Origin of the sequence: Tepidimonas sp., assembly GCF_046292505.1 — a bacterium.
In the GTDB taxonomy this organism is placed as follows: domain Bacteria; phylum Pseudomonadota; class Gammaproteobacteria; order Burkholderiales; family Burkholderiaceae_C; genus Tepidimonas.
Genome location: NZ_JBKBQX010000017.1, coordinates 21,344 through 45,709, shown reverse-complemented (window position 1 = coordinate 45,709; position 24,366 = coordinate 21,344). Strand labels below are relative to the sequence as shown.

General features: G+C 67.4%; 25 protein-coding genes, 1 tRNA gene and 1 pseudogene. 15 read left to right on the top strand and 12 right to left on the bottom strand.

The features are described from left to right. From ACK4TH_RS08505 to ACK4TH_RS08480, 6 genes and pseudogenes are all read right to left on the bottom strand, one after another. Window positions 1-131, bottom strand: a pseudogene (locus tag ACK4TH_RS08505) (IS481 family transposase); the annotation flags it as partial. 173 nt (window positions 132-304) lie between these two features. Then, window positions 305-862 carry a DUF3782 domain-containing protein gene (locus ACK4TH_RS08500; RefSeq protein ID WP_409625055.1) on the bottom strand — a complete coding sequence of 186 codons (558 nt, stop codon included), beginning with the start codon at window positions 860-862 and terminating at the stop codon, window positions 305-307. Window positions 863-912: 50 nt separating this feature from the next. Beyond that, window positions 913-1,809 (bottom strand): hypothetical protein, encoded by an 897-nt coding sequence (locus tag ACK4TH_RS08495; protein ID WP_409625052.1) that lies wholly within the window; start codon window positions 1,807-1,809, stop codon window positions 913-915. Between the two features lies 1 nt (window position 1,810). Then, the gene (locus ACK4TH_RS08490; RefSeq protein WP_409625050.1) at window positions 1,811-2,143 is read right to left on the bottom strand and encodes a hypothetical protein; all 333 of its coding nucleotides are present in this window, start codon (window positions 2,141-2,143) and stop codon (window positions 1,811-1,813) included. An 821-nt stretch (window positions 2,144-2,964) separates the two neighbouring features. Further along, window positions 2,965-3,972 carry a tyrosine-type recombinase/integrase gene (locus ACK4TH_RS08485; protein WP_409625046.1) on the bottom strand — a complete coding sequence of 336 codons (1,008 nt, stop codon included), beginning with the start codon at window positions 3,970-3,972 and terminating at the stop codon, window positions 2,965-2,967. A gap of 186 nt (window positions 3,973-4,158) precedes the next feature. Continuing rightward, window positions 4,159-4,245, bottom strand: a tRNA-Leu gene (locus tag ACK4TH_RS08480). A gap of 107 nt (window positions 4,246-4,352) precedes the next feature. On the opposite strand from ACK4TH_RS08480, the gene ACK4TH_RS08475 reads away from it, so the two are divergent. Further along, the gene (locus tag ACK4TH_RS08475) at window positions 4,353-4,976 is read left to right on the top strand and encodes a DUF6806 family protein (protein WP_409625043.1); all 624 of its coding nucleotides are present in this window, start codon (window positions 4,353-4,355) and stop codon (window positions 4,974-4,976) included. Between the two features lie 4 nt (window positions 4,977-4,980). Here the strand turns inward: ACK4TH_RS08475 and ACK4TH_RS08470 are convergent, their stop codons facing one another. Together ACK4TH_RS08470 and ACK4TH_RS08465 are read right to left on the bottom strand one after the other, a co-directional pair. After that, a complete protein-coding gene (locus tag ACK4TH_RS08470) occupies window positions 4,981-6,531 on the bottom strand; it encodes a fumarate hydratase (RefSeq protein WP_409625040.1) in 1,551 nt (516 codons plus the stop codon). Between the two features lie 67 nt (window positions 6,532-6,598). Beyond that, on the bottom strand, window positions 6,599-7,189 hold the full coding sequence (locus tag ACK4TH_RS08465; protein ID WP_409625037.1) for a TIGR00645 family protein: 591 nt from the start codon (window positions 7,187-7,189) through the stop codon (window positions 6,599-6,601). 155 nt (window positions 7,190-7,344) lie between these two features. Here ACK4TH_RS08465 and acs point away from each other — a divergent pair, with 155 nt between their 5' ends. Further along, window positions 7,345-9,339 (top strand): acetate--CoA ligase, encoded by a 1,995-nt coding sequence (acs, locus tag ACK4TH_RS08460; protein ID WP_409625034.1) that lies wholly within the window; start codon window positions 7,345-7,347, stop codon window positions 9,337-9,339. 105 nt (window positions 9,340-9,444) lie between these two features. Here acs and ACK4TH_RS08455 read toward each other — a convergent pair whose 3' ends face one another. Further along, window positions 9,445-9,750: a c-type cytochrome gene (locus tag ACK4TH_RS08455; RefSeq protein ID WP_409625031.1), complete on the bottom strand. Its 306-nt coding sequence runs from the start codon at window positions 9,748-9,750 to the stop codon at window positions 9,445-9,447. Between the two features lie 164 nt (window positions 9,751-9,914). Here ACK4TH_RS08455 and ACK4TH_RS08450 point away from each other — a divergent pair, with 164 nt between their 5' ends. Together ACK4TH_RS08450 and ilvD are read left to right on the top strand one after the other, a co-directional pair. Beyond that, a complete protein-coding gene (locus ACK4TH_RS08450) occupies window positions 9,915-10,154 on the top strand; it encodes a TIGR04438 family Trp-rich protein (RefSeq protein WP_409625028.1) in 240 nt (79 codons plus the stop codon). A 113-nt stretch (window positions 10,155-10,267) separates the two neighbouring features. After that, on the top strand, window positions 10,268-12,130 hold the full coding sequence (gene ilvD, locus ACK4TH_RS08445; RefSeq protein WP_409625025.1) for a dihydroxy-acid dehydratase: 1,863 nt from the start codon (window positions 10,268-10,270) through the stop codon (window positions 12,128-12,130). 8 nt (window positions 12,131-12,138) lie between these two features. Here the strand turns inward: ilvD and ACK4TH_RS08440 are convergent, their stop codons facing one another. Then, the gene (locus tag ACK4TH_RS08440) at window positions 12,139-12,375 is read right to left on the bottom strand and encodes a hypothetical protein (protein WP_409625022.1); all 237 of its coding nucleotides are present in this window, start codon (window positions 12,373-12,375) and stop codon (window positions 12,139-12,141) included. A 92-nt stretch (window positions 12,376-12,467) separates the two neighbouring features. On the opposite strand from ACK4TH_RS08440, the gene lgt reads away from it, so the two are divergent. Together lgt and ACK4TH_RS08430 are read left to right on the top strand one after the other, a co-directional pair. Then, on the top strand, window positions 12,468-13,268 hold the full coding sequence (lgt, locus tag ACK4TH_RS08435; protein ID WP_409625019.1) for a prolipoprotein diacylglyceryl transferase: 801 nt from the start codon (window positions 12,468-12,470) through the stop codon (window positions 13,266-13,268). An 11-nt stretch (window positions 13,269-13,279) separates the two neighbouring features. After that, complete coding sequence (locus tag ACK4TH_RS08430) at window positions 13,280-14,833, top strand: malonate--CoA ligase (RefSeq protein ID WP_409625016.1); 1,554 nt, start codon at window positions 13,280-13,282, stop codon at window positions 14,831-14,833. Between the two features lie 19 nt (window positions 14,834-14,852). Here ACK4TH_RS08430 and ACK4TH_RS08425 read toward each other — a convergent pair whose 3' ends face one another. Continuing rightward, on the bottom strand, window positions 14,853-15,296 hold the full coding sequence (locus tag ACK4TH_RS08425) for a universal stress protein (protein ID WP_068608611.1): 444 nt from the start codon (window positions 15,294-15,296) through the stop codon (window positions 14,853-14,855). 215 nt (window positions 15,297-15,511) lie between these two features. On the opposite strand from ACK4TH_RS08425, the gene ACK4TH_RS08420 reads away from it, so the two are divergent. The 9 genes from ACK4TH_RS08420 (at window position 15,512) to ACK4TH_RS08380 (ending at window position 23,554) form a co-directional block, all read left to right on the top strand. Beyond that, on the top strand, window positions 15,512-17,848 hold the full coding sequence (locus ACK4TH_RS08420) for a heavy metal translocating P-type ATPase (RefSeq protein ID WP_409625012.1): 2,337 nt from the start codon (window positions 15,512-15,514) through the stop codon (window positions 17,846-17,848). Window positions 17,849-17,880: 32 nt separating this feature from the next. Further along, the gene (ccoS, locus tag ACK4TH_RS08415) at window positions 17,881-18,018 is read left to right on the top strand and encodes a cbb3-type cytochrome oxidase assembly protein CcoS (RefSeq protein ID WP_068608615.1); all 138 of its coding nucleotides are present in this window, start codon (window positions 17,881-17,883) and stop codon (window positions 18,016-18,018) included. Between the two features lie 73 nt (window positions 18,019-18,091). Beyond that, entirely contained in the window at window positions 18,092-19,531 is a 1,440-nt protein-coding gene (ccoN, locus tag ACK4TH_RS08410; RefSeq protein WP_409625009.1) for a cytochrome-c oxidase, cbb3-type subunit I, read from the top strand. 10 nt (window positions 19,532-19,541) lie between these two features. After that, window positions 19,542-20,240 carry a cytochrome-c oxidase, cbb3-type subunit II gene (gene ccoO, locus ACK4TH_RS08405; RefSeq protein ID WP_409625006.1) on the top strand — a complete coding sequence of 233 codons (699 nt, stop codon included), beginning with the start codon at window positions 19,542-19,544 and terminating at the stop codon, window positions 20,238-20,240. A gap of 13 nt (window positions 20,241-20,253) precedes the next feature. Continuing rightward, entirely contained in the window at window positions 20,254-20,391 is a 138-nt protein-coding gene (locus ACK4TH_RS08400; protein ID WP_409625003.1) for a cbb3-type cytochrome oxidase subunit 3, read from the top strand. 22 nt (window positions 20,392-20,413) lie between these two features. Then, window positions 20,414-21,319 (top strand): cytochrome-c oxidase, cbb3-type subunit III, encoded by a 906-nt coding sequence (gene ccoP, locus ACK4TH_RS08395; RefSeq protein ID WP_409625000.1) that lies wholly within the window; start codon window positions 20,414-20,416, stop codon window positions 21,317-21,319. 67 nt (window positions 21,320-21,386) lie between these two features. Further along, on the top strand, window positions 21,387-22,811 hold the full coding sequence (gene ccoG, locus ACK4TH_RS08390) for a cytochrome c oxidase accessory protein CcoG (protein ID WP_409624997.1): 1,425 nt from the start codon (window positions 21,387-21,389) through the stop codon (window positions 22,809-22,811). A gap of 72 nt (window positions 22,812-22,883) precedes the next feature. Further along, complete coding sequence (locus tag ACK4TH_RS08385) at window positions 22,884-23,177, top strand: nitrogen fixation protein FixH (protein ID WP_409624994.1); 294 nt, start codon at window positions 22,884-22,886, stop codon at window positions 23,175-23,177. Between the two features lie 35 nt (window positions 23,178-23,212). Then, the gene (locus tag ACK4TH_RS08380) at window positions 23,213-23,554 is read left to right on the top strand and encodes a hypothetical protein (protein ID WP_409625061.1); all 342 of its coding nucleotides are present in this window, start codon (window positions 23,213-23,215) and stop codon (window positions 23,552-23,554) included. Between the two features lie 48 nt (window positions 23,555-23,602). Here the strand turns inward: ACK4TH_RS08380 and fnr are convergent, their stop codons facing one another. Continuing rightward, entirely contained in the window at window positions 23,603-24,328 is a 726-nt protein-coding gene (gene fnr, locus ACK4TH_RS08375; protein WP_409624991.1) for a fumarate/nitrate reduction transcriptional regulator Fnr, read from the bottom strand. Window positions 24,329-24,366 lie beyond the last annotated feature (38 nt).

Here is a 24,366-nt window from a genome sequence, read left to right as displayed (position 1 = left end):
TTCCACTTGAAGACGGTCATGGGCGACACACCGTAGCGCTGGGCCAGCGTCTGGATCGACTCGTCGCTGGCGGCAATCTCGGCGCGGATCGCCGGGGTGGTGCGCGCCAACTTGTGCAGTCGCACGATCATGATCGCACTCCTTCGGATGAGACATTGCCGCCGACTCCCGCGCCTCGCAGCAGCTCTTGCAGGATGCCGCGTGCCAGCAGGTATCCACGGCGGCTGGGTATTATGTGATCATCCGGGATGCGACAGTTAATCAGCAAGCCGCCAACCAGCCGAAGACGACGTGAAACCTCACTTCACCACTTGCGCGGCTTGAAGCCCTTTGGCGTCGTGAGCTCGAACATGTCGTCGCGGATACGCGCGGTGTAGAGGCCCGCAGCCTGCGCTTCCTCCTCCACCCCCGCGTCCCAGTCGATGCCCGCAAGGATCCCGATGCGCGCCTTGCCCTTGAGTTCCGGCAGGAAGTCAAACAGCGTCTGCAGCTGCTCGATCAGCTGGTCGATCGCCTCGCGCTTGACGCGGCTTTTGACCTCCACCACCACCACCGTGTTGACCTTGCCGTTGGCCCAGGCCAGCACGTCGTATTCGCGCTCGTGATCGTCGCGCCGCACGCGCAGGCGCGGGGCCACGTTGTCCATGTGAAAGCGCCGCCGCAGCAGCTTTTCCATCGTCCGCAGCGCCATGCCCTCGGCGAAGTAGCCGAACTTGTCGCCCAACCCGCCAATCTGGCGGCCCTGCTCGGCGATCTGGCGTTTGAGTTCGCGCAACTGGCGGTCGGTCTCGCGGCTCTGCTCAGCCAGCGCGGCGATCATGGCCTTGAGGTCGTCCCACGAGAGGTCGGCGGCGGTGGTCATCGGGGTCGAATCGGGTTCACACAGGCTGACTCAGTCTAACAGGGGCAGGCTTACTCATCCCCGCCCCAGGCACTGCCGATCCACAGCCCCAGCAGCAGCGGCCAGACCCAGTGCACGCGCTGCGGCGCGCTCGTGGCGGCTGGCGCATCGGCGGGGGCAGCCTGAGCCCGCACGGCGCGTTCGGCCTGCGCCTGCTGCACGGCAGCTTGACGCTGCAGCGGCGTCAGTCCCGCCCCGACCACCAGCGCCGAGGCCAAAGCCAGCACGGCCGTGGCCAGGGGTATGACGAGCACCACCGAGCCCAACAGCCACAGCAGCACGCCCAGGATCAGCGCCACCAGCAATTCCTGATCGTCCACCAGCCAGAACCACAGCGTGATACCCACCGGCGCGGTCAACATCCAGAACGCCCAGTGCAGTGCGAAGACCTCGCCGACGTAGCGGCCCAGCCCCAGCGGCGACCAGGCTGGACGCCCCGGCCGGTGCGCTGCCGGGTGCGGCGCAAGCCGGGTTGCGCGCGCCGTGAGCAGCACGAGGATCCGTGCCCCCGTCCGCGCGCGGGCACGCTGGCGCCGCAGGCGCTGCAGCCGCCAGCCTTGCCACCGTGCAAAAGGGTTGCTCAGCCAAGGTTCACGTGGCTGCTGGCGGCGCTGCCAAGGGCGGTGCGCCACCTTGCGTACCCTCCATTCGAGGCTCATGGAGACCAAGGCCAGCGGCGCGAACAACCACCACGGCACGCGCAAGACCACCGCCACCAGCACCCCGACGGCGACGACGAAGAACGCAGCGATGAACGCCGCTGGCACGACCGCCCACAGCGGCTCGTGCCAATAGAGGTCGATGTAGTAGCCCCACAGCACGCCGACGAGGATGGCAAGCCAGCCCTGCACGTGCGCGCGGTAGCGGTGGCGCAGAAAGGCAGCGAACGAGATGGCGTGCTCGCGCATGTCAGCCTCCTGTCGGGTAGCCGCGCAACCGGCTCCAGCGCCGCCCATCGCAAGGGGCGGGCGCGTGGGATCGGGCCGCTTCAGCCAGGCGTGCCATTCGGCCATGGAGTCCCGCACGAGGGCACGGTAGCGCGGATCGCGCATCGTTGCGCGGTAGCGGCCCGTCGGCGGCGGTGCGCGTCAGGCCGAGGCACAGGCCGCCACCGGGCTCGGACTGCGCCCGCAGCCAGAGGGGGCGCGTGTCCTGCTCCAGACGGACGGCAACGGGCAGCAGGCCCCAGGCCACCGCCAGCGAAGCCGACGGCGTGGCGCCGACGTGCAGATCGAAGGTCATGGCCAGCTCCAGCTCCGGCTCCAGCTCCTCCCAGGGCCACCTCTGCTCGGGTCATGCGCTTGCCTCGGCCGCAGGGTGCGGTCTTCTTCTGGGTGGCAGCGCGCCCGACCGAACCGGCGGCCTTTCGGTCCCATGCACCCGCATTCGCGGCCCCGAGGCTTGACCTCCACGACGACGCAAGACCGGTCTCATTGTATTGCCGGCACGCTCGAGTGGGTAGATGCACGAATCCACCCCCTTCGGACGGGTTGGCGGCCACGGCAGAACGGCTGGATCGGTTGTATCCGGGATGCAGCCCAGCCGGGGGCGATTCACGTGCTGGATCTTGGGCACCGCGTAACGCCCGGGCAAGCCAGCTACGCCTGCGACGGGCTCTGCGAGGTCGCGGCAGTGCAGTGCCGCGCCCAGTCCTGCATCAGCCCGCGGCGCAGCGCCAGCTGGTCGGTGCGCTCGTAGGCCGCCTCGGTCTTGTCCGGGTTGACGTGGGCCAGGGCGTTTTCGGCGGCGCGCGCCGGGTAGCGTCCCTCCTCACTGGCCCAGGTCTTGAAGGCTGCGCGCGGCAGCGCGCCCCAACACCCCGCTGCTCGACATCTGCCGCGGACGTATCGATCCCCTGTTGCAGTCGGTTGCGCAGGTCGTGGGCCTCCAATTCCTTCAGACCGGCCCGGTGCGCTCCAGAGATGTGTCGGTCTGGATTGACGCCAAGGGGCACCCCCTTGGAGGACGTCCTGGCCGCGATTGCCAGACCACTCAATCACGAAGCCGCCAGTATGTGATGGAGCGAGAAGGACATCTGGGGCTGCGAAAAGAGCCCGCCAGGGCTAGAGGCGCGCCGCGATTTGCTCGGCTGTTTCCCGGTAATAGGTGTTGAGCAGCTGACGCAGGTCGCGGTGCCCGGAGATGCGCGCCAGTGTCATGACGTCCACGCGCCTGGACAGCCGCGTCAGCGCATCGGCGCGCGCATCATGAAAGTGCAGGTCATCGATCAAGAGACGGTCACGTATTTTGCGAAAGAGCGCATCACGTGACTGCGGGTTGATCGTAAAATAAGGCTCGCGCCCGTCCTCTTTCGCCCACTTGTCCAGCAGGGCAAGCAGACGTGCCGCCTTGCGGGTAAACGGGACGTGCCTTATGCCGGAGTGCTCCATGGTTTTGTGCACATCCAGGCGGATGACCCGGCGCTCGAGGTCGACATTGCGCGTCGACAAACTGTGGATTTCTCCCGCCCGCACGGCGGTGTGGTGGGCGACCAGGTACATCCAGGCTACTTCATGTTGAAGCTGGCTTGGCTTTCTGCCGGTCACGTACCCCAGCCCGCGCAGCATGAGGCGCAGTTCACGCCAGTCAGTCCGCCGTGCGCGGGCGTGCCCCTCGTTCGGCATGGGCAGCTCCTTGAAGGGGTCGGTGTCCATCAGCCCCCAGGCGCGACAGTGCTTCCATAGCGTGCGCAAGTCGCTGGACTCTCTGACGACGGATGCGTCGCTGACAGCGGCGCGTCGCTCGTCACGCCAGCGCGCCATGTGCTCGCGCCGGATCTCAGCCACCGGCATGTCCGCCAGCCACGGGCACAGCCGCAGCAGCGCCAGCAGGCGACGCTTTTCGTAGTTTCCCCCGCGGCGGCGAGGCACGATCTCGCGCAGGTAGCGCTCCACCGCCTGCGCCACCGTTACCGTGGAGCCGGGCTTCAGGTTGCCGGCCAGGATGCTGGCCTCGACCTGCGCAGCCCACGCTGCAGCCTGCGCCTTGGTCGGGAAGACCTTCGACTGCCTCACGCCCCGGCGCGCCACCTCGGCTCGCCAGCCCTTGCCCACCTTGCGGAACGACGCCATGCGTAAAATCCTGCGTAAAACGTGCGTAGTGACGAGGTGACTGAAGGGTACCAAAGGCCAGTCTGTGCGTCCATGGACGACCGTCGGGAAGGGTGCGAACGCGGTCTAAGTCCATGAAAGACAACAAAAAAGCCCCTGATGAGGGGCTTGAGATGTCGAGTGTGTTGGAAGGTTATGCAAGATCGTTGGTGCGGGTGGCGGGACTCGAACCCGCACGGCCTTGCGGCCTCAGGATTTTAAGTCCTGTATGTCTACCGATTCCATCACACCCGCTTGAGCGGCGCCCATTCTACCGGGCGGGTATGGGGCACCGCTGGGCGCTTGGGGGACTGGATGTCGGTCCCGCGCCGTACAATCCGACTTTTGCGACCGTCGCGACCATGAGCCAAGACAACCCTCCGTTCGAGATCCACGTGCATGGCGACATCCGCCTGCGTGACGACGTGGACTACACCCATATCCAGGAGGCGCTGCGGCCGTTGTGGAAGTACGTCGGCGCACGCTCGCTGATCGATGCCGCCGCCAGTTCCTACGAAGAAGAGCCGGGCATCCGCTTCGACCCGCAGGAGCACGTCTTGCAGATGTGCTGGACCATCGAGGGCGACGACGATTTTCGGCTGGCCATCGAGGAGGCCTGCATGGGCCTCAACGAAATCGCGGCCACCGGCGCCGCGATCGAGGTGTCGTTCTATGACCTGGATTTCGACGAGGAAGAGGCCCCGTCCGACGCCGAGGCGCGCGACGATTTTCTGATGTGCTTTGTCGGTCCGACGCCGGCGGCCATCATGCAGGTGCAGCGCGACCTGCTGGTGCAGGATGTCGTGCAGCTCATGGAGCGGCATTTCGACGCCTCCGAACTCGGTGGCGTGGTCGAAGCCATCGACCGCCTGTTCTCCAGCCGCTTCGACGCCATGGTGAACTCGCTGCAGCTGGGCCGCCCTCCGCGCGGTGCAGGCCCCGGCGGCGGGCACGGCGGCCCGCGCAAGCCGCGGCATCTGCACTGATCGATCAGCCCGCCGTCACGGCGATGCCTTTGAATTCGCCGCTGGCGATGCGCTGGCTCCACTCGGCCGGGCCGCTCTGGTGCACGTTGTCGCCGGTGGCGTCCACGGCCACGGTCACGGGCATGTCCTGCACCTCGAACTCGTAGATGGCCTCCATGCCCAGGTCCTCGAAGCCCACCACGCGGGCCGCCTTGATGGCCTTGGCCACCAGATAAGCCGCCCCGCCCACGGCCATGAGGTAGGCGCTGCGGTTGTCGCGGATCGCCTCGATGGCCACCGGGCCGCGCTCGCTCTTGCCGATCATGGCGATCAGCCCGGTCTTCTCCAGCATCATGCGGGTGAACTTGTCCATGCGCGTGGCGGTGGTGGGGCCGGCGGGGCCGACCACCTCGTCGCGCACCGGATCCACCGGACCCACGTAGTAGATCACACGGTTGGTGAAGTCCACCGGCAGCTTCTCGCCCTTGGCCAGCATGTCGGCAATGCGCTTGTGCGCGGCGTCGCGGCCGGTGAGCATCTTGCCGTTGAGCAGCAGCTTTTGCCCCGCCTTCCAGGACGCCACTTCCTCTTTGGTCAGGGTGTCCAGGTTGACGCGGGTGGCGCTCTGGGTGTCGGGCGTCCAGGTCACGGCGGGCCAGTCCTCCAGCTTCGGCGCTTCCAGCTTGGCCGGGCCGCTGCCGTCGAGGTGGAAGTGCACATGGCGCGTCGCCGCGCAGTTGGGGATCATCGCCACCGGCAGGCTGGCCGCGTGCGTGGGGTAGTCCAGGATCTTGACGTCCACCACGGTCGTCAGGCCCCCCAGCCCCTGCGCGCCGATGCCCAGCGCGTTGACCTTCTCGTACAGTTCCAGCCGCAGCGCTTCCACGCGGGTGAGTGTGGCGCCGGACCGTTTCTTGTCGATCAGCTCGTGGATGTCCACTGGCGCCATCAGCGATTCCTTGGCCAGCAGCATGGCCTTTTCGGGCGTGCCGCCGATGCCAATGCCCAGAATGCCCGGCGGGCACCAGCCCGCGCCCATGGTGGGCACGGTCTTGAGCACCCAGTCCACGATGGAGTCCGACGGATTGAGCATGACCATCTTGGTCTTGTTCTCCGAGCCGCCGCCCTTGGCCGCGCAGATCACCTCCACCTGGTCGCCGGGCACGATCTCGTAGTGCACCACGGCGGGGGTGTTGTCCTTGGTGTTCTTGCGCGCGCCGGCCGGGTCGGCCAGCACCGAGGCGCGCAGCGGGTTGTCGGGGTTGAGGTAGGCGCGGCGCACGCCCTCGTTGATCATGTCCTGCACGCTCATGGTGGCGTCGGGCCAGGTCACGTTCATGCCCACCTTCAGGAAGACGACGGCGATGCCGGTGTCCTGGCAGATCGGGCGGTGGCCTTCGGCGCTGAGGCGGCTGTTGGTCAGGATCTGGGCGATGGCGTCCTTGGCGGCCGGGCTTTGCTCGCGCTCGTAGGCTTTTCCCAACGCCTGAATGTAGTCCAGCGGGTGGTAGAAGCTGATGTACTGGAAGGCGTCGGCGATGGACTGGATCAGGTCTTCCTGGCGGATGGCGGTCATGGTGGGTTCCCTTGACGTAACGGCAGCGCGCCGCGCCATCCCCGGCACGGCGCGACGGGGGCGGGCGTCAGTGGTCGTCGTCGCCCGGGTGGTGGATCAGCTTTTCGGTCAGCGCGATGGCCAGCGCGCTCAGCAGGAACACCGCATGGATCACGGTCTGCCACAGCAACACTTTTTCGGTGTAATTGCCGGCGTTGATGAAGGTTTTGAGCAGATGGATCGAGCTGATGCCAATGATGGCCGTGGCCAGCTTGACCTTGAGCACGCCGGCGTTGACGTGGTTGAGCCACTCCGGTTGGTCCGGGTGGCCCTCCAGCCGCAGGCGGCTGACGAAGGTTTCGTAACCGCCGACGATGACCATGATCAGCAGGTTGCTGATCATGACCACGTCGATCAGCGCCAGCACCACCAGCATGATGATGGTTTCGTTGAGGCCGTCCAGCTTGGCCGAGGTGACGTAGCCGATGCTCGTGACCAGCTTGTCCAACGCGGCCTCGTTGCCAAACGCCGCCTCGATCAGGTGCACCAATTCCACCCAGAAGTGGTACACATACACCGCTTGCGCCACGATCAGGCCGATGTACAGTGGCAGTTGCAGCCAGCGGCTCGCAAAGATCAGTTTCGGCAGCGGCGAGATCGGCTTGTTTAGCTGGGTCATGAAGCGCTCGGTAACGGATCAGGCGCGCCAATTGTAGTGGCGGGGTCTGCCGTGCTGGCGGTCCGCGCCTTTGCGTAAGGGCCTCGTCAGAGACCCGCTGCACAGTTGCCGGCTGTCGTTGTCCCCATTCCAAACGTCCTGAGGAGACCCCAGACATGGCTGAATCGACCTCTGCCATCACTTCGATGCTGGTGGAAAACCGCGTTTTCGATCCTCATCCGTCGCTGGCGGCCCAGGCGCGCGTGTCCGGCATGGACGCCTACCGCGCCCTGTGTGCCGAGGCGGAGGCCGATTTCGAAGGCTTCTGGGCCCGCCGCGCGCGCGAGCTGCTGGTCTGGCACAAGCCCTTTACCCAGGTGCTGGACGAGTCCAACAAGCCGTTCTATCGGTGGTTTGCCGATGGCGAATTGAACGCGTCGTACAACTGCCTGGACCGCCACATGGGCACCCCTGTCGAGAATAAGACGGCCATCGTCTTCGAGGCCGACGACGGGGCGGTCACCCGCGTCACCTACAAGGAACTGCTGGCGCGCGTCAGCCAGTTTGCCAACGCCCTCAAGAGCCTGGGCGTCAAGAAAGGTGACCGCGTCGTCATCTACATGCCCATGACCATCGAGGGTGTGGTGGCGATGCAGGCGTGTGCGCGCATCGGCGCCACGCACAGCGTGGTGTTCGGGGGCTTCTCGGCCAAGGCGCTGCAGGAGCGCATCCAGGACGCTGGCGCGGTGGCCGTCATCACCGCCAACTACCAGATGCGTGGCGGCAAGGAGCTGCCCCTGAAGGCCATCGTGGACGAGGGCATCGCCATGGGCGGTTGCGAGTCGGTGCGCCACGTCGTGGTCTTCCAGCGCACGACCACGGCCTGCGCCATGGTCCCCGGCCGCGATGTGTGGATGCACGAAGCGCTGGCGGGTCAGCCCACCGAATGCGCCCCTGAGTGGGTCGGGGCGGAGCACCCGCTGTTCGTGCTCTACACCTCCGGCTCCACCGGCAAGCCCAAGGGCGTGCAGCACTCCACCGGCGGCTACCTGCTGTGGGCCAAGCAGACCATGCTGTGGACCTTCGACCTGAAGGACAGCGACGTCTTCTGGTGCACCGCCGACATCGGCTGGATCACTGGCCATACCTACGTCGCCTACGGGCCGCTGGCTGCCGGGGCCACGCAGATCGTCTTCGAGGGTGTGCCGACCTACCCCAACGCCGGCCGCTTCTGGCAGATGATCGAGCGCCACAAGGCCACGATCTTCTACACCGCGCCCACCGCGATCCGCTCGCTCATCAAGGCCAGCGACACCGACGAAAAGGTGCACCCGCGCAACTGGGACCTGTCGACGCTGCGCATCCTGGGGTCGGTCGGCGAGCCGATCAACCCCGAGGCGTGGATGTGGTACTACAAGCACGTCGGCGGCGAGCGCTGCCCGATCGTGGACACCTTCTGGCAGACCGAGACCGGCGGTCACATGATCACGCCGCTGCCGGGTGCCACGCCGCTGGTGCCGGGCTCGTGCACGCTGCCGCTGCCGGGCATCTTCGCCGCCATCGTCGACGAGCAGGGCAACGAAATGCCCCACGGCCAAGGTGGCATCCTGGTCATCAAGAAGCCGTGGCCGTCGATGATCCGCACCATCTGGGGTGATCCGGAGCGCTTCAAGAAGAGCTACTTCCCCGAGGAGCTCAAGGGCTACTACCTGGCCGGCGACGGCGCGGTGCGCTCCGAGGATCGTGGCTACTTCCGCATCACCGGCCGCATCGACGACGTGCTCAACGTCAGCGGCCACCGCATGGGCACGATGGAGATCGAGTCGGCGCTGGTTGCCAAGACCGACCTCGTGGCCGAGGCTGCGGTGGTCGGCCGCCCGGACGACCTCACCGGCGAGGCCATCGTCGCCTTCGTCGTGCTCAAGCGCCCGCTGCCGCAGGGCGAGGAGGCCAAGCAGATCGCCAACGAACTGCGCAACTGGGTGGCCAAGGAGATCGGTCCGATCGCCAAGCCGAAAGACATCCGCTTCGGCGAAAACCTGCCCAAGACCCGCTCCGGCAAGATCATGCGCCGCCTGCTGCGCGCCATCGCCAAAGGTGAGGCGATCACGCAGGACGTCTCCACGCTGGAAAACCCGCACATCCTGGAGCAGCTGGCCAAGACCAACTGACACCGGCGACGCGTCGGAAAAACAAAAAGCCTCGCGATTCGCGAGGCTTTTTTTTGGCGGCCGAGCAGCCATCAACCGCCCGGCATGGCCGCACGGGCCGACGCGTCACTTCAGGCTCAACACCCAGGCGGCGAGCTTTTTGGCTTCGGCTTCGTTGACCTGCGGGTTGGCTGGCATCGGGATGGCGCCCCACACGCCCGAGCCACCCTTTTGGATCTTGGTCGCCAGCATGTCGGCGGCCTTGGCATCGCCGGCGTACTTTTTGGCGACATCTTTGTACGAAGGTCCGACGAGCTTTTTGTCGACGGCGTGGCAGGCCATGCAGTTTTTGGCCTTGGCCAGGGCTTCGTCGGCCAGGGCCGGCGCGGAGACGACAGCGGTTGCAGCCAGGATGAGCAGAGCGCGTTTCATGGTGTCTTTCCCGTGAAGGTTGAGGAAGGAGCGGCAGACGGTTGGCATTCTAGCGGGACGCCTGTCGGGCACAATCCGTCTTTACAGCTTGTTGCAAACGATACGTCCGCGGGCGACTCCTGGGGTTTCACAGGGGTTTGCCGCTCGGTTCCAGGAGTGCGGTCATGGGTTTTCTCGTGCTGGGCGTGGTCTTGCTGATGCTCAAGTGGGCGGCTATCGGCCCGGTGGCGCAGTGGTCGTGGACCTGGGTGCTCGCGCCGTTTGCCCTGGCCGCGCTGTGGTGGTGGTGGGCGGACTGGTCGGGCTACACCAAGCGCCGCGCGATGCGCCGCGACGAGGCGCGCAAGGCGGCCCGCCTCGAGAAAGCCCGCGCCAGTCTGCGGCCCCCAAAATCCCGGCCCTGAGGGACCACCCCGCGTGTCGCGGGCGGGCGGCTGCGCTGGCACAATGGCGTGGCAGACCCGAGCGGCGGTTGCCCGTGCAGCCGCCATCCCCCGTCCCCATCCCGCATCGATCCATGCCCACCTACCGCTCCCGCACCACCACGCACGGCCGCAACATGGCGGGTGCGCGCGCCCTCTGGCGCGCCACCGGCATGAAGGACGGCGACTTCGACAAGCCCATCATCGCCATCGCCAACTCGTTCACGCAGTTCGTGCCCGGCCACGTGCACCTGAAGGATCTGGGGCAACTCGTGGCGCGCGAGATCGAGGCCGCCGGTGGCGTGGCCAAGGAGTTCAACACCATCGCCGTGGACGACGGCATCGCGATGGGCCACGACGGCATGCTGTACTCGCTGCCGAGCCGCGAGCTGATCGCCGACAGCGTCGAGTACATGGTCAACGCGCATTGCGCCGATGCGCTGGTGTGCATCTCCAACTGCGACAAGATCACGCCGGGCATGCTGATGGCGGCGATGCGCCTCAACATCCCGACCGTGTTCGTCTCCGGCGGCCCGATGGAGGCCGGCAAGGTTCGCCTGGCGGTGCCGGGCGAGCAGGCCGTGCAGATCAAGAAGCTCGACCTGGTCGACGCGATGGTGATGGCCGCCGACGCCTCGGTCGACGAGGCCACCGTGGCGGAAGTGGAGCGCTCGGCCTGTCCGACCTGCGGCTCGTGCTCGGGCATGTTCACCGCCAACTCGATGAACTGCCTGACCGAGGCGCTGGGTCTGTCGCTGCCGGGCAACGGCACGGTGCTGGCCACGCACGCCGACCGCGAGCAGCTGTTCCGCCGCGCCGGCCGGCTGATCGTCGAGCTGGCGCGCCGCCACTACGAGCAGGGCGACGACGGCGTGCTGCCGCGTGCGATCGCCACCTTCGAAGCGTTCGAGAACGCCATGTCGCTCGACATCGCGATGGGCGGCTCGACCAACACCATCCTGCACCTGCTGGCGGTGGCGCAGGAGGCCGGCGTGCCGTTCACGATGGCCGACATCGACCGCCTCTCGCGCCGCGTGCCGACGCTGTGCAAGGTGGCGCCCAACACCAACAAGTACCACATCGAGGACGTGCACCGCGCCGGCGGCATCATGGCCATCCTCGGCGAGCTGGCGCGCGCCGGCCTGCTGCACACCGGCGCGCGCACCGTGCACAGCGCCACGCTGGCCGAGGCGCTGGCGCACTGGGACGTCATGGTCACCGCCTCCGAGGAGGTGCGCACCTTCTACCGCGCCGGCCCGGCCGGCATCCCGACGCAGCAGCCGTTCAGCCAGGCCACGCGCTGGCCCACGCTGGACCAGGACCGCCGCGAGGGCTGCATCCGCTCGGTCGAGCACGCCTACTCGCGCGATGGCGGGCTGGCGGTGCTGCGTGGCAACCTGGCGCCGGATGGCTGCGTCGTCAAGACCGCCGGGGTGGACGAGAGCATTCTCGTCTTCGAGGGCGCGGCGCACGTGGTCGAGTCGCAGGAGGAGGCGGTCGAGCACATCCTCGGCGACCGCGTGCGCCCCGGCGAGGTGGTGGTGGTGCGCTACGAGGGTCCGCGCGGCGGCCCCGGCATGCAGGAAATGCTCTACCCGACCTCGTACCTCAAGTCCAAGGGGCTGGGCAAGGTCTGCGCGCTGCTGACCGACGGGCGCTTCTCCGGTGGCACCTCGGGGCTGTCGATCGGGCATGTATCGCCCGAGGCGGCCGCTGGCGGGTCGATCGGCCTGGTGCGCGACGGCGACCGCATCCGCATCGACATCCCCAACCGCCGCATCGACGTGCTGGTGGACGAGGCCGAGCTGGCGCGCCGCCGCGCCGAGCAGGATCGCCTGGGCTGGAAGCCGGCGCGCCCGCGCCCGCGCAAGGTCTCCGCGGCGCTCAAGGCCTACGCGCTGCTGGCCACGTCAGCCGACCGGGGCGCCGTGCGGGACGTGTCCCGCCTGGACGACTGAACGCCGGGTCAGCCGCGCACGCGTCTGCGTGTCCACGCGGCACGCAGCGCGATGGATAGCACCAGGACTTCTTCCTGCGCCAAATCCGGAAAATGCTCACGCACCCGCAGCGGAACGTGGTGGGTGAGGGCGTGTCCGGCGATCCCCTGGTACGGGTCGAGCAGCGGCCGGCAGAGTTCGAACGCTTCTTCGAAGACCGCCCGCACCCGGTGGTAGCGGCGCTGATCGTCGGTGCGGACTTCCATGGTGTCCCTCCTCTGTGCGGACATGGGTTTTGTCATTCAGTTGTCACCATGGTAACGGCCTGTCGTCGGCGGCCATCGCGTACCATCGGCGCATGTTGATGCATCCCCAATTCGACCCGGTGGCCATTCGCATCGGGCCGCTGGCCGTGCACTGGTACGGCCTGATGTATTTGGCTGGCTTTGCCATGTTCGTCTGGCTGGGGCGACGGCGCCTGCGGCACGAGCCCTACCGAACGCTCGGTTGGCAGCCACGCGATGTGGAGGACATCCTGTTTTGGGGTGTGCTGGGTGTGATCCTGGGTGGCCGCCTGGGGTATGTGTTGTTTTACAAGCCGCTCACCTACCTGGCCGAGCCGTTGCGGGTGTTTGCCGTCTGGGAAGGGGGCATGAGCTTCCACGGCGGTCTGCTGGGCGTGCTGCTGGCGATGGCGTGGTGGGCCCGCCGCCAGCAGCGGCCGTGGCTGCAGGTGATGGATTTCGTCGCGCCGTGTGTTCCCGTGGGGCTGGCGTTGGGCCGCATCGGCAACTTCATCAACGGCGAGCTTTGGGGCCGGCCGGCGCCGCTGGATCTGCCGTGGGCCATGGTGTTTCCCGCTGCCGGTCCGCTGCCGCGCCATCCTTCACAGCTCTACCAGTTTGCGCTGGAAGGGGTGCTGCTGTTCGTGCTTTTGTGGGCGTTTGCGCGCCGGCCCCGCCGTGTGGGTGAGGTGTCGGCGGCGTTCCTCACCGGCTATGGCGTGATGCGCTTTGCCGCCGAATACTTCCGCGAGCCGGATGCCCACTTGGGCCTGTTGTCGCTGGGCCTGAGCATGGGCCAGTGGCTCAGCCTTCCGATGGTCGTGTCGGGGTTGGCCCTATGGCTGTGGGCGCGCCGCACGCCTGCCGCCTCCTGATGACGCAGACGATGAACACCGCACCCGAGACCAATCTGTACGCTGCGCTGCGCGCCGGCTTTCCCGCCGATCTGGATGGCCCTGCCATCGAAACCGACGAGGGCCTTGTCTACACTTGGCGCGACCTGGAGCGCGGCAGCGCGATGATCGCCAACCTGCTCGCGGGGCTGAATTTGCCGGCCGCCTCGCGCGTGGTGGCGCAGGTGGACAAGTCGGTGGAGGCGCTGATGCTCTACCTGGGCACCCTGCGCGCGGGCCATGTCTATGTGCCGCTCAACACCGCCTATCCAGCGGCCGAGGTCGAGTATTTCATCGACGATGCCGAGCCCGCGGTCGTCGTCTGTGCGCCGCAGCGCTTCGGCTGGATCAGCGCCCTGGCGTTTCGGCGCGGCGCGCGCGCGGTATTCACGCTCGGGGCCGATCGCAGCGGCACGTTGTTGGATCGCGCGGCGCACCAGCCGGACCAGCAGGTGCCCGCCGCGGTCGGGGCGCAGGCGCTGGCTTCCATCATCTACACCAGCGGCACCACCGGGCGCAGCAAGGGGGCGATGCTCACCCACGGCAACCTGCTCGCCAACGCCGAGGTGCTGCGCCGCTACTGGGACTGGCGCCGGGACGACGTGCTCATCCATGTGCTGCCCATCTTCCATGTCCACGGGCTGTTCGTCGCGGTGCACGGCGCCTTGCTCAACGGCAGCCCCATGCTGTGGGCGGCCAAGTTCGACCCGCGCACCGTGCTGACCTGGCTGCCGCGCGCCACGGTGTTCATGGGGGTGCCGACGCTCTACACCCGGCTGCTGGCCGAGGCAGACCTCACCGCCGAGCGTTGCGCGCACATGCGGCTGTTCATCAGCGGCTCGGCGCCGCTGCTGATCGAGACCTTTCGCGCCTGGCAGCAGCGCACCGGCCACACCATTCTGGAGCGCTACGGCATGAGCGAGACGATCATGCTCACCTCCAATCCTTGCACGCCCGACCCCCGCTACGGGGGACAGGCCGAGCGGCGCGGCGGCACCGTGGGTTTTCCGCTGCCGGGGGTGGAGCTGCGCATTGCCGGCGACGGCGACCGCCCGCGACCGACTGGCGAGGTGGGGGGCGTGCAGGTGCGCGGCCCCAGCGTTTTCCAGGGCTACTGGCGCATGCCCGACAAGACCCGCGCCGAGTTCACTGCCGACGGGTGGTTTCGCACCGGCGACGTCGGTTTCATCGACGAGCGCGGCTACCTGACGCTGGTCGGCCGCAGCAAGGACCTCATCATCAGCGGGGGCTACAACGTTTATCCGGCGGAGGTGGAGGGTGCGATCAACGAGTTGCCCGGCGTGGCCGAAAGCGCCGTCGTCGGCGTGCCGCACCCCGATTTTGGTGAGGTCGGCGTGGCCCTGGTGATCGTGCAACCCGGCCACCGCGTCGATCCGGATGCCGTGCTGGTCGCCCTGCGCACGCGCCTGGCCAACTACAAAATCCCCAAGCGCTGCGTGATGGTGGACGAACTGCCGCGCAATGCCATGGGCAAGGTGCAGAAAAACATCCTGCGCGAGCGCTACCGCGACAGCTTCGCCGTCTGAACAACGGGCGGTGCTCGCTTCAGCGCAGCACCAGCACGGGGATGTGCGAGTGCGTCAGTACCTGCTGCGTCTCGCTGCCCAGCAGCAGCCGCTTGATCCCCCGCCGCCCATGCGAGGCCATCACGATCAGGTCGCATTTGTGGCGCTTGGCCGCGGCGATGATGGCTTCGGCAATCAAGTCGGATTTGACCGTGATCGGCTTGACCTTCACCTGCCGCGCCTGGGCCAGCGTCTTGACGGCGGCCACCGTCTGGCGCGCTTCGTCCTCCCACTGCTTTTCGATCTGCCGCACCTCGGGCGTGCCGAGTGCCACTCCCCCTTCGAAATACGTCTGCGGATAGCGCGGCACGACGCGCAACGCGACGAGCTCCGCTCCCGTCAGATCGGCCAGGGCGATGGCGTGCTCCACGGCACGATCGGACAGCTTGGAGCCGTCGGTGGTCACCAGGATGCGCTGGTACATGCAGGGTCTCCTCTCAAAACGGCAGTGCGGCCGGCCTGCGGATCCGGCCCGCTTCTGCCTACCATCTTGGCACGGTAACACGGGCCCCGAGTCGGGGTTTGACCTAGGTCAAGCCCGCACGCCGGGGGATCGGGTACCGTTCGGCAATGAACGAAACAGCCCCGCCACCGCGAGCGGCTGCAGGGAACGCCATCCCTGCAGCGGGCAACAGCGCGTTGTTGGCCGGAGTATGGGGCGGCCACCGCGGCCCGCTGGAGGTGCACGACGACTTTCGCGTGCTGGACGACCCGCTGGAGCAGCGCGACTTCACCGAGGTGCGCGAGGAGGGCGGCCGCTCTGTCTGCGAATCGACGCTGGTGGTGCAGGGCATGTACTGCGCCGCCTGCGCCGACACCGTGGAGGCCGCGCTGGCCGGCCGCGGCGGCGTGCTGGAGGCGCAGGTGCATGCCGCCACCCGGCGCCTGACGCTGCGCTGGGATCCGGCGCGCACGCGCCTGTCGGAGCTGGCCGAGGCGGTCGGCCGCGTCGGCTACCGGCTGCTGCCGATGCAGCAAGCCTTGGCGGTCAGCGAGCGCACGCGCGAGACGCGCCGCGCGCTGTGGCGGCTGTTCGTCGCGGGCTTCTGCATGATGCAGGTCATGATGTACACGTGGCCCGAATACGTCACCGAGCCGGGCCAGATTCCGCCTGACCTGCTGCAGCTGCTGCGCTGGGCCTCGTGGGTGCTGAGCCTGCCGGTGCTGCTGTTCGCCAGCGGGCCGTTCTTCGGCAGCGCCTGGCGCGACCTGCGCCAGGGCCGCATCGGCATGGATGTGCCCGTGTCGCTGGGCATCCTGATCACCTTCGTCGTCAGCACGCTGGCGACCTTCGACCCCAGCGGTCCGTGGGGGCACGACATCTGGTACGACTCGCTGACGATGTTCGTGTTCTTCCTGCTCGGCGGGCGCTATCTGGAGCACAAGCTGCGCGACCGCACCGCCGGCGCGCTGGATGCGCTGATGAACCGCCTGCCGGAGGTGGTGCAGCGCGAGCGCGCCGACGGCACGCTGGAGGCGGTCTCGCTCAAGCGCCTGCAGGCCGGCGACGTGGTGCACGTGCAGGCCGGGCAGGCCTTCCCGGGTGACGGCGAGGTGCTCTCGGAAGCCGCCACGGTGGACGAGGCCCTGCTGACCGGTGAGTCGCACCCGGTGACGCGCCGCCGCGGCGAGGCGGTGGTGGCCGGCAGCCACAACCTCGGCGGCACGGTGCGCGTGCGCCTGCAGCGCGTCGGGCGCGAGACGCGCTTTGCGCAGATCGTGGCGCTGATGGAGCAGGCCAGCACCGACAAGCCGCGCCTGGCGCGGCTGGCGGACCGCATCGCCGCGCCGTTCCTGGTGGCGGTGCTGCTGGCGGCGGGGCTGGCCGGACTGTACTGGTGGCAGTTCGACCCCAGCCGGGCGCTGGCCGTGGCGGTGGCGGTGCTGATCGTCACCTGCCCGTGCGCGCTGTCGCTGGCCACGCCAGCGGCGATGCTGGCTGCTGCCGGCGGTCTGGCGCGCCGCGGCATCCTGACGCGGCGGCTGCAGGCGTTCGAGTCGCTGGCGGCGGTGGACACCGTCGTGTTCGACAAGACCGGTACGCTGACGCAGGACCGCGTGGTGGTGCGCGACGTCGTCACGCGCCCTGGCGTGACGCGCGCGCAGGCGCTGGCGGCGGCGTTGCCGCTGGCGCGCGCCTCGCTGCATCCGGTGTCGCGCGCGCTGGTGGCCGCCGCCGGCGAACAGTCCGACGCCCCGGCGTGGGAGGTGCGCGAGACGCCCGGCCGGGGTCTGACCGCGCAGGGGCCGGACGGCCAGACGTGGCGGCTGGGGTCGGCGGCGCATTGCGGTCTGGACGAGGCGGCGCTCATCGCCGCCGGCCGCGCGCCAGCCGACGTGCCGTGCGCGCACCTGTGCGACGGGCAGGGGTGGCTGGCCACCTTCGTGCTCGACGAAGGCGTGCGCCCCGAGGCGCGCGAGGCGATCGAGCGGCTGCGCGCGCTCGGGCTGCAGGTGCGGCTGCTGTCCGGGGACCGGCTCGGCGCCGCGCAGCGCGTGGCGCGGCCGCTCGGGATCGAGCATGTCGTCGCCGGCGCCAGCCCCGAGGACAAGCTCGCCACGCTGCACCGCTGGCAGGCCGAGGGGCGGCGCGTGGCGATGGTCGGCGACGGCCTCAACGACGGCCCCGTGCTGGCCGCGGCCGACGTGTCGTTCGCGCTCGGCCATGGCGCGCCGCTGACGCAGACGCGCGCCGACCTCGTGGTGCAGAGCGGCCGCCTCACCGACATCGTGCGCACGGTCGAAATGGCGCGCGCGACGCTGCGCGTCGTGCGCCAGAACCTGGCCTGGGCCGCCGGCTACAACGCGCTGGCGGTGCCGCTGGCGGTGGCCGGCTACATGCCGCCGTGGGCGGCGGGGCTGGGCATGGCCGCCAGTTCCTTGTTGGTCATTGGCAACGCGATGCGGCTGGGCCGCGCCGCCTCCGGCGCCACCACCCCGGCGTCGGCCGCCGCCTCCGCCCCCGCCCCGGCCTGAGACGGCCGCCCCTGCCCCTGGAGAGACGAACGATGGAAATCCTCTACCTGCTGGTGCCGCTGTCGGTGGTGCTGGTGCTGCTGATCATCGGCCTGTTCTGGTGGGCGCTGCACTCGGGCCAATTCGATAACGTCGAGCGCGAGGGCGAGCGCATCCTGCGCCACGATTGACCTATGTCAAGGGCGCAGGGGGAGGGCTCCCGGATACTGCGCCTGGGTGATTTTCACAACAGGAGTGTTACCTATGTCTGCAACCACGGCGGCCCCCGCGACGGGGGTCTACAACGACAAGGTCGTGAGGCAGTTCGCCATCATGACCGTGGTGTGGGGCATCGTCGGCTTTCTGGTCGGCGTCATCATTGCCGCACAACTGGCGTGGCCGGAGCTCAACTTCGGCATCGAGTACCTGACGTACAGCCGGCTGCGCCCGCTGCACACCAGCGCGGTGATCTTTGCCTTCGGCGGCTCGGGCCTGTTCGCCACCGCCTACTACGTGGTGCAGCGCACCTGTCAGACACAGTTGTTCGCACCGGCACTGGCGTCGTTCACGTTCTGGGGCTGGCAGGCCATCATCGTGCTGGCGGCCATCACCTACCCGCTGGGCTACACCCAGGGCCGTGAATACGCCGAGCTGATCTGGCCGATCGACATTCTGGTGGCCGTGGTGTGGGTGGCCTTCGCGATCGTGTTCTTCGGCACGGTGGGCACCCGCAAAGTGCGGCACATCTATGTGGCCAACTGGTTCTACGGTGCCTTCATCATCGCCGTGGCGATGCTGCACATCGTCAACAACATCCAGATCCCGACCAGCCTGACGCACTCGTACTCGGTGTACGCCGGTGTGCAGGACGCCATGGTGCAGTGGTGGTACGGCCACAACGCGGTGGGCTTCTTCCTGACCGCGGGCTTCCTGGGCATGATGTACTACTTCATCCCGAAGCAGGCCGAGCGTCCGGTGTACTCGTACCGGCTGTCGATCGTGCACTTCTGGGCGCTGATCTTCACCTACATGTGGGCGGGTCCGCACCACCTGCACTACACCGCGCTGCCGGACTGGGCGCAGTCGCTCGGTATGGTGTTCTCGCTCATTCTGCTCGCGCCGAGCTGGGGCGGCATGATCAACGGCATCATGACGCTGTCGGGCGCCTGGCACAAGCTGCGTGACGACCCGATCCTGCGCTTCCTGATCGTGTCGCTGTCGTTCTACGGCATGTCGACCTTCGAAGGGCCGATGATGTCGATCAAGACCGTCAACGCGCTGAGCCACTACACCGACTGGACCATCGGCCATGTGCACTCCGGCGCGCTGGGCTGGGTCGGTCTGGTGACCATGGGTTCGCTGTACTACCTGATCCCGCGCCTGTTTGGTCAGAAGAAGATGTACAGCGTCAAGGCCATCGAGCTGCACTTCTGGATCTCGACCATCGGCATCGTGCTCTACATCGCCGCGATGTGGATCGCCGGCGTGATGCAGGGCCTGATGTGGCGCGCCGTCAACCCGGACGGCTCGCTCACCTACACCTTCGTCGAGTCGGTCAAGGCCACCTATCCGTTCTACGTGATCCGTCTGCTGGGCGGCGTGCTGTACCTGGCCGGTATGTGCGTGATGGCGTGGAACGTCTGGAAGACCGCGGCCCAGGGCAAGGCGACCCCGGTGGCCATCCCTGCCCCCGCGCACGCCTGAGGAGGACACCATGGCCAACGCACAACACAAGCCGAGCGGTCACGAGCGCATCGAGACCAACAACTTCCTGATGATCGTCCTCATCACCCTGGTGGTGGCGGTGGGCGGTCTGGTCGAGATCGTGCCGCTGTTCTTCCAGCACTCCACCACCAAGCCGATCGAGGGGGTGCAGCCGTACTCTGCGCTGCGGCTGGCCGGGCGCGACATCTACGTCCGCGAGGGTTGCTACGTTTGCCACTCGCAGATGGTGCGCCCCTTCCATGCCGAGACGCTGCGCTACGGTCCGTACTCCGTGGCCGGCGAGTTCGTTTACGACCATCCGTTCCAGTGGGGTTCCAAGCGCACCGGCCCGGATCTGGCGCGCGTCGGTGGCCGCTACTCCGACGAGTGGCACCGCATCCACCTGATCAACCCGCGCGATCTGGTGCCGGAGTCCAACATGCCGGCCTACCCGTGGCTGGAGCGCCGCTCCGTGGACGCCGACGCACTGCCCGCCAAGATGCGCGCGCTGCGTCAACTGGGTGTGCCGTATTCCGACGAAGAAATCGCGAAGGCCGCCGAGGAAGTCAAGGGCAAGACGGAGCTGGAGGCGCTCATCGCCTACCTGCAGGGTCTGGGGACCGCCCGTTCGTGGGACAAGCTGGCGCAGCCGGCCACCAAAACCGCCCAGTCTGCCGTGGGTGAGCCCGCAGCCGGCGCCGCGCAGTGAGGGGGGACAGATCATGGATGTCAACGATCTGCGCGTCATCGTCACGGTGCTGAGCTTCGTGACCTTCATCGGCATCTGGGTCTGGGCTTGGTCCCGCAAGAACCGGGAACGTTTCGAGGAAGCGGCCCAATTGCCCTTCCGCGACGAGTGAGGCCCGTCAGGAGAGAACCATCATGAGCGATTTCACCAGTGACTTCTGGCACCTGTTCGTTGCCGGCGTGACCCTGATCAGTATCCTGGCCTGCGCCTTTTTCCTGTGGGCCAGCGGGAAGACCAAGGTCATGCCCGCAGCGGACAACACCACCGGCCACGTTTGGGACGGCGACCTGCGCGAGATGAACAACCCCCTGCCGCGCTGGTGGGTGTATCTGTTCATCATCACCGTGGTGTTTGCCCTGGCCTACGGCCTGATGTACCCGATGTTCGGCAAGGTTCAGGGCCAACTGGGCTGGAGCTCCCAGGGCCAGTGGGAGGCCGAGCGTGCCAAGGCCCTCGCGGCGGTCGAGCCCCTGTATGCCAAGTTCAAGGGCATGGACCCCAAGGATTTGGCGAAGGACCAACAGGCCATGGCGGTGGGTGAGCGGCTGTACATGAACTACTGCGCCCAGTGCCACGGCTCGGACGCGCGTGGCAGCAAGGGTTTCCCCAACCTGACCGATGCCGACTGGCTGGGCGGCGACGGGCAACCGGACTACATTCACAAAACCATTGCCGAAGGCCGTCAGGGCATGATGCCCCCGATGGCGGCGGCGGTCGGCACGCCCGAGGATGTTCGCAATCTGGCGCACTATGTGCTGAGCCTGTCCGGCAGCCCGCACGACAGCGTGCGCGCCACGCAAGGGGCCGCCAAGTGGGGGGCCTGCGCGGCCTGCCACGGTGCGGACGGCAAGGGCATGCACGCCACCGGCGCACCCAACCTGACCGATCAAATCTGGCTGCATGGCTGGGGTGAAGAGGCGATCATCAAGATGATCAACGAGGGCAAGACCAACGCCATGCCGGCGCAAAATGCCCTGCTGACCGATGCGCAAATCCATGTGCTGACGGGCTACGTCTGGAAGCTGTCGAATCCGAACTGATCCCGTCGCCGGGGGGTGGCGCCTGTGGCCCGCCTCCCGGTTTTTTTGATTCGTGCCGAATACTGCCATGAGTACCAGCGCTGCCAACACACCCCAAGGTTCCACCCCGTCGGACGAAGAGGTCGAGGTTTCCCTGTACGCGGCCCGCAAGAAGATCTATCCGCGCGCGGTGACGGGGTTGTTTGCCAAGTGGCGCTGGGTCTTCGTGTGGTTGACCCAGATCGTTTTTTACGGATTGCCCTGGCTGGCCTGGAATGACCGCCAGGCCGTGCTGTTCGATCTGGAGGCGCGGCGGTTTTACATTTTTGGTCTGGTGCTGTACCCGCAGGATTTCATCTACCTGACGGGGATTCTCGTGGTCTCGGCGCTGTCGCTGTTTTTGTTCACGGCGATCGCCGGGCGCCTGTGGTGTGGCTATGCCTGCCCGCAAACCGTTTACACCGAGATTTACCTGTGGCTGGAAAAGCTCTTCGAGGGCGACCGCTCGGCGCGCATGCGCCTGGATCAGCAGCCCTGGAGCCTGAACAAGGTGGCTCGCAAAGGTGGCAAGCAGCTGGCGTGGATCGTGTTCGGTTTGTGGACGGGCTTCACGTTTGCCGGCTATTTCACGCCGATACGTGACCTGGGGGCGGCCTTTTTGGCCTGGAACCTGGGGCCGTGGCAAACCTTCTGGATTTTCTTCTACGGTTTTGCGACCTACGGCAATGCCGGTTACATGCGCGAGCAGGTTTGCAAGTACATGTGTCCCTATGCGCGTTTCCAGAGCGCGATGTTCGATAAGGACACGATGATCGTGACCTACGACGCCAAGCGCGGCGAGCCGCGCGGCGCGCGCAAGAAGTCCGCCGACCCCAGGGCGCTGGGCTTGGGCGACTGCGTCGACTGCACCCTGTGCGTGCAGGTCTGCCCCACCGGCATCGACATCCGCAACGGCCTGCAATACGAGTGTATCGGCTGCGGCGCCTGCGTCGACGTCTGCGACGAGGTGATGGGGAAGATGGGCTACCCGAAGGGGCTGATCAAGTACTCGACGCAAAACGGCATGGCCAATGGCTGGACGCGCGCGCAGATGATCCGCCGGGCGTTCCGCCCGCGCGTGCTGGTCTACAGCGCCATCCTGCTGACCATCATCGTCGCGCTGGGTGTGAGCCTCTGGCTGCGCGTGCCGCTCAAGGTGGATGTGATTCGCGACCGCGGGGCGCTGGCGCGCATGGTCGAGATGGGGCGTATCGAAAACGTCTACCGCATCCAGTTCATGAACGCTTCGGAGCACGAGCGCGAACTGGCCGTGACAGTGGAGGGCCTGCCGGGTATCGAGATCACCTCCGAACGCAGCGTGCATCTGCTGCCCACCGAGGTGCGCTCGGTCGCCGTGCGGGTGCAGGTGCCCCCGGGCTTGCAGGCCGGCTCGCATCCCATCACATTCGGCTTCCGCACACCGGATGGCGCGATCGATGTGCGGGAGAAGACCACCTTCGTGGTGCCCCGTTGACGCCACCCCCGGGAAAACCCCCGGGGGCTTCGAACTCAAGAGCGCTGTATCAAGGCCTACACTATGTCGACGATGACTGCCCCTTCGCCTGCCCAGCCGTCCCCCGCGCGCCCCTGGTACCGTGAACCGTATGTCTGGATGGTGATCGGGGGGCCGCTGGTCGTGGTGGTGGCGTCCCTCGTGACGGTCACGATCGCAGTGCGCAATGCGGACACGGTGCTGCCGCGCGAGGCCGCCCCGGCGCCCACCGTCGTGGCGCCCGATCGCCTGACCCCGGAGGAGCGGCTGCAGGTCGAAAAGGCGCTGCTGCCGGCGAATCAGGGGCGCAACCACGCCGTGTCGTCGGCATTACCCAAAAACGATTGAGGCCCCGCCGGGGCCACACCCGAGAGGAGCGCATGATGTTGGCCCAACGCCTGATGTGGATTGCCTGGCCCGCCTTCCTGATGGCGGCGGTGATGGAAGTGGTGGTGTTCGCCTTCGTCGATCCCAGCGAGCTGCATTGGGCGGGGGAGTCCCTCGGGTGGTCGCGGCAGGCCATCTACACCCTGGCGTTCTTTGTCTTCTGGGGCTTGACCATGGCGTCCGGGGCGCTCACGACGTTGCTGTCCCTGTCGCCGTGGGAGATCAACCGCTGTCCCGTCCCGCCCGATCAACGCCCGGCGGACTGTGTACGGGGCGATGGTTCGGCGACCAATTCCCGCCCCGCGTGCGATGACGGGCGCTGCGGCGGCTGCGCCTGAGCGGGCTGCGTTCGAAAGGACTGTGCTCGACGGGGCTGGCCGGCGCCGTCAGTCCCCGCCCGGGCTGGCGTGGTTGACGATGGCACCCAGCGCGTCGGGATCCAGGATGCGCACATAGCGCTGTTTGACTTCGATGATCCCGTCGTCCTGAAAGCGCGAAAAGGTGCGACTGACCGTCTCCAGCTTCATGCCGAGGTAGCTGCCGATCTCCTCGCGGGTCATGCGCAGCACCATCTCGGATTTGGAAAACCCCCGCGCGTGCAGGCGCTGCACGAGGTTGAGCAGGAAGGCCGCCAGGCGTTCCTCGGCGCGCATGCTGCCCAGCAGCAGCATGACCCCCTGGTCGCGCACGATCTCGCGGCTCATGATGCGGTGCACGTGGTGCTGCAGGGTGCTGAATTCGCGCGAGAGCTGCTCCAGCTTGTCGAACGGCAGTACGCACACCTCGGCATCTTCCAGCGCGATCGCGGAGCAGGAGTGCTTGTCCTGCACGATGCCGTCCAGGCCCAGGATTTCCCCCGCCATCTGAAAACCCGTGACCTGATCCCGCCCGTCCGCCGTCGTCACGCTGGTCTTGAAAAAGCCCGAGCGCACCGCGTAGAGCGAGGTGAACGCATCGCCGGCAGCGAACAGCGCCGCGCCGCGCCGCACGCGCCGCCTGTGGGTGATCAGGTTGTCGAGCTGCTCCATCTCCCCGGGGTTGAGACCGACGGGAATGCAGAGCTCGCGCAGGTTGCAACTGGAGCAGGCGACTTTGATGCTGTGCAGATCCATGGGCGCTGTGGCGTTGCCGGCCTGGGGGCCGAAAGGGG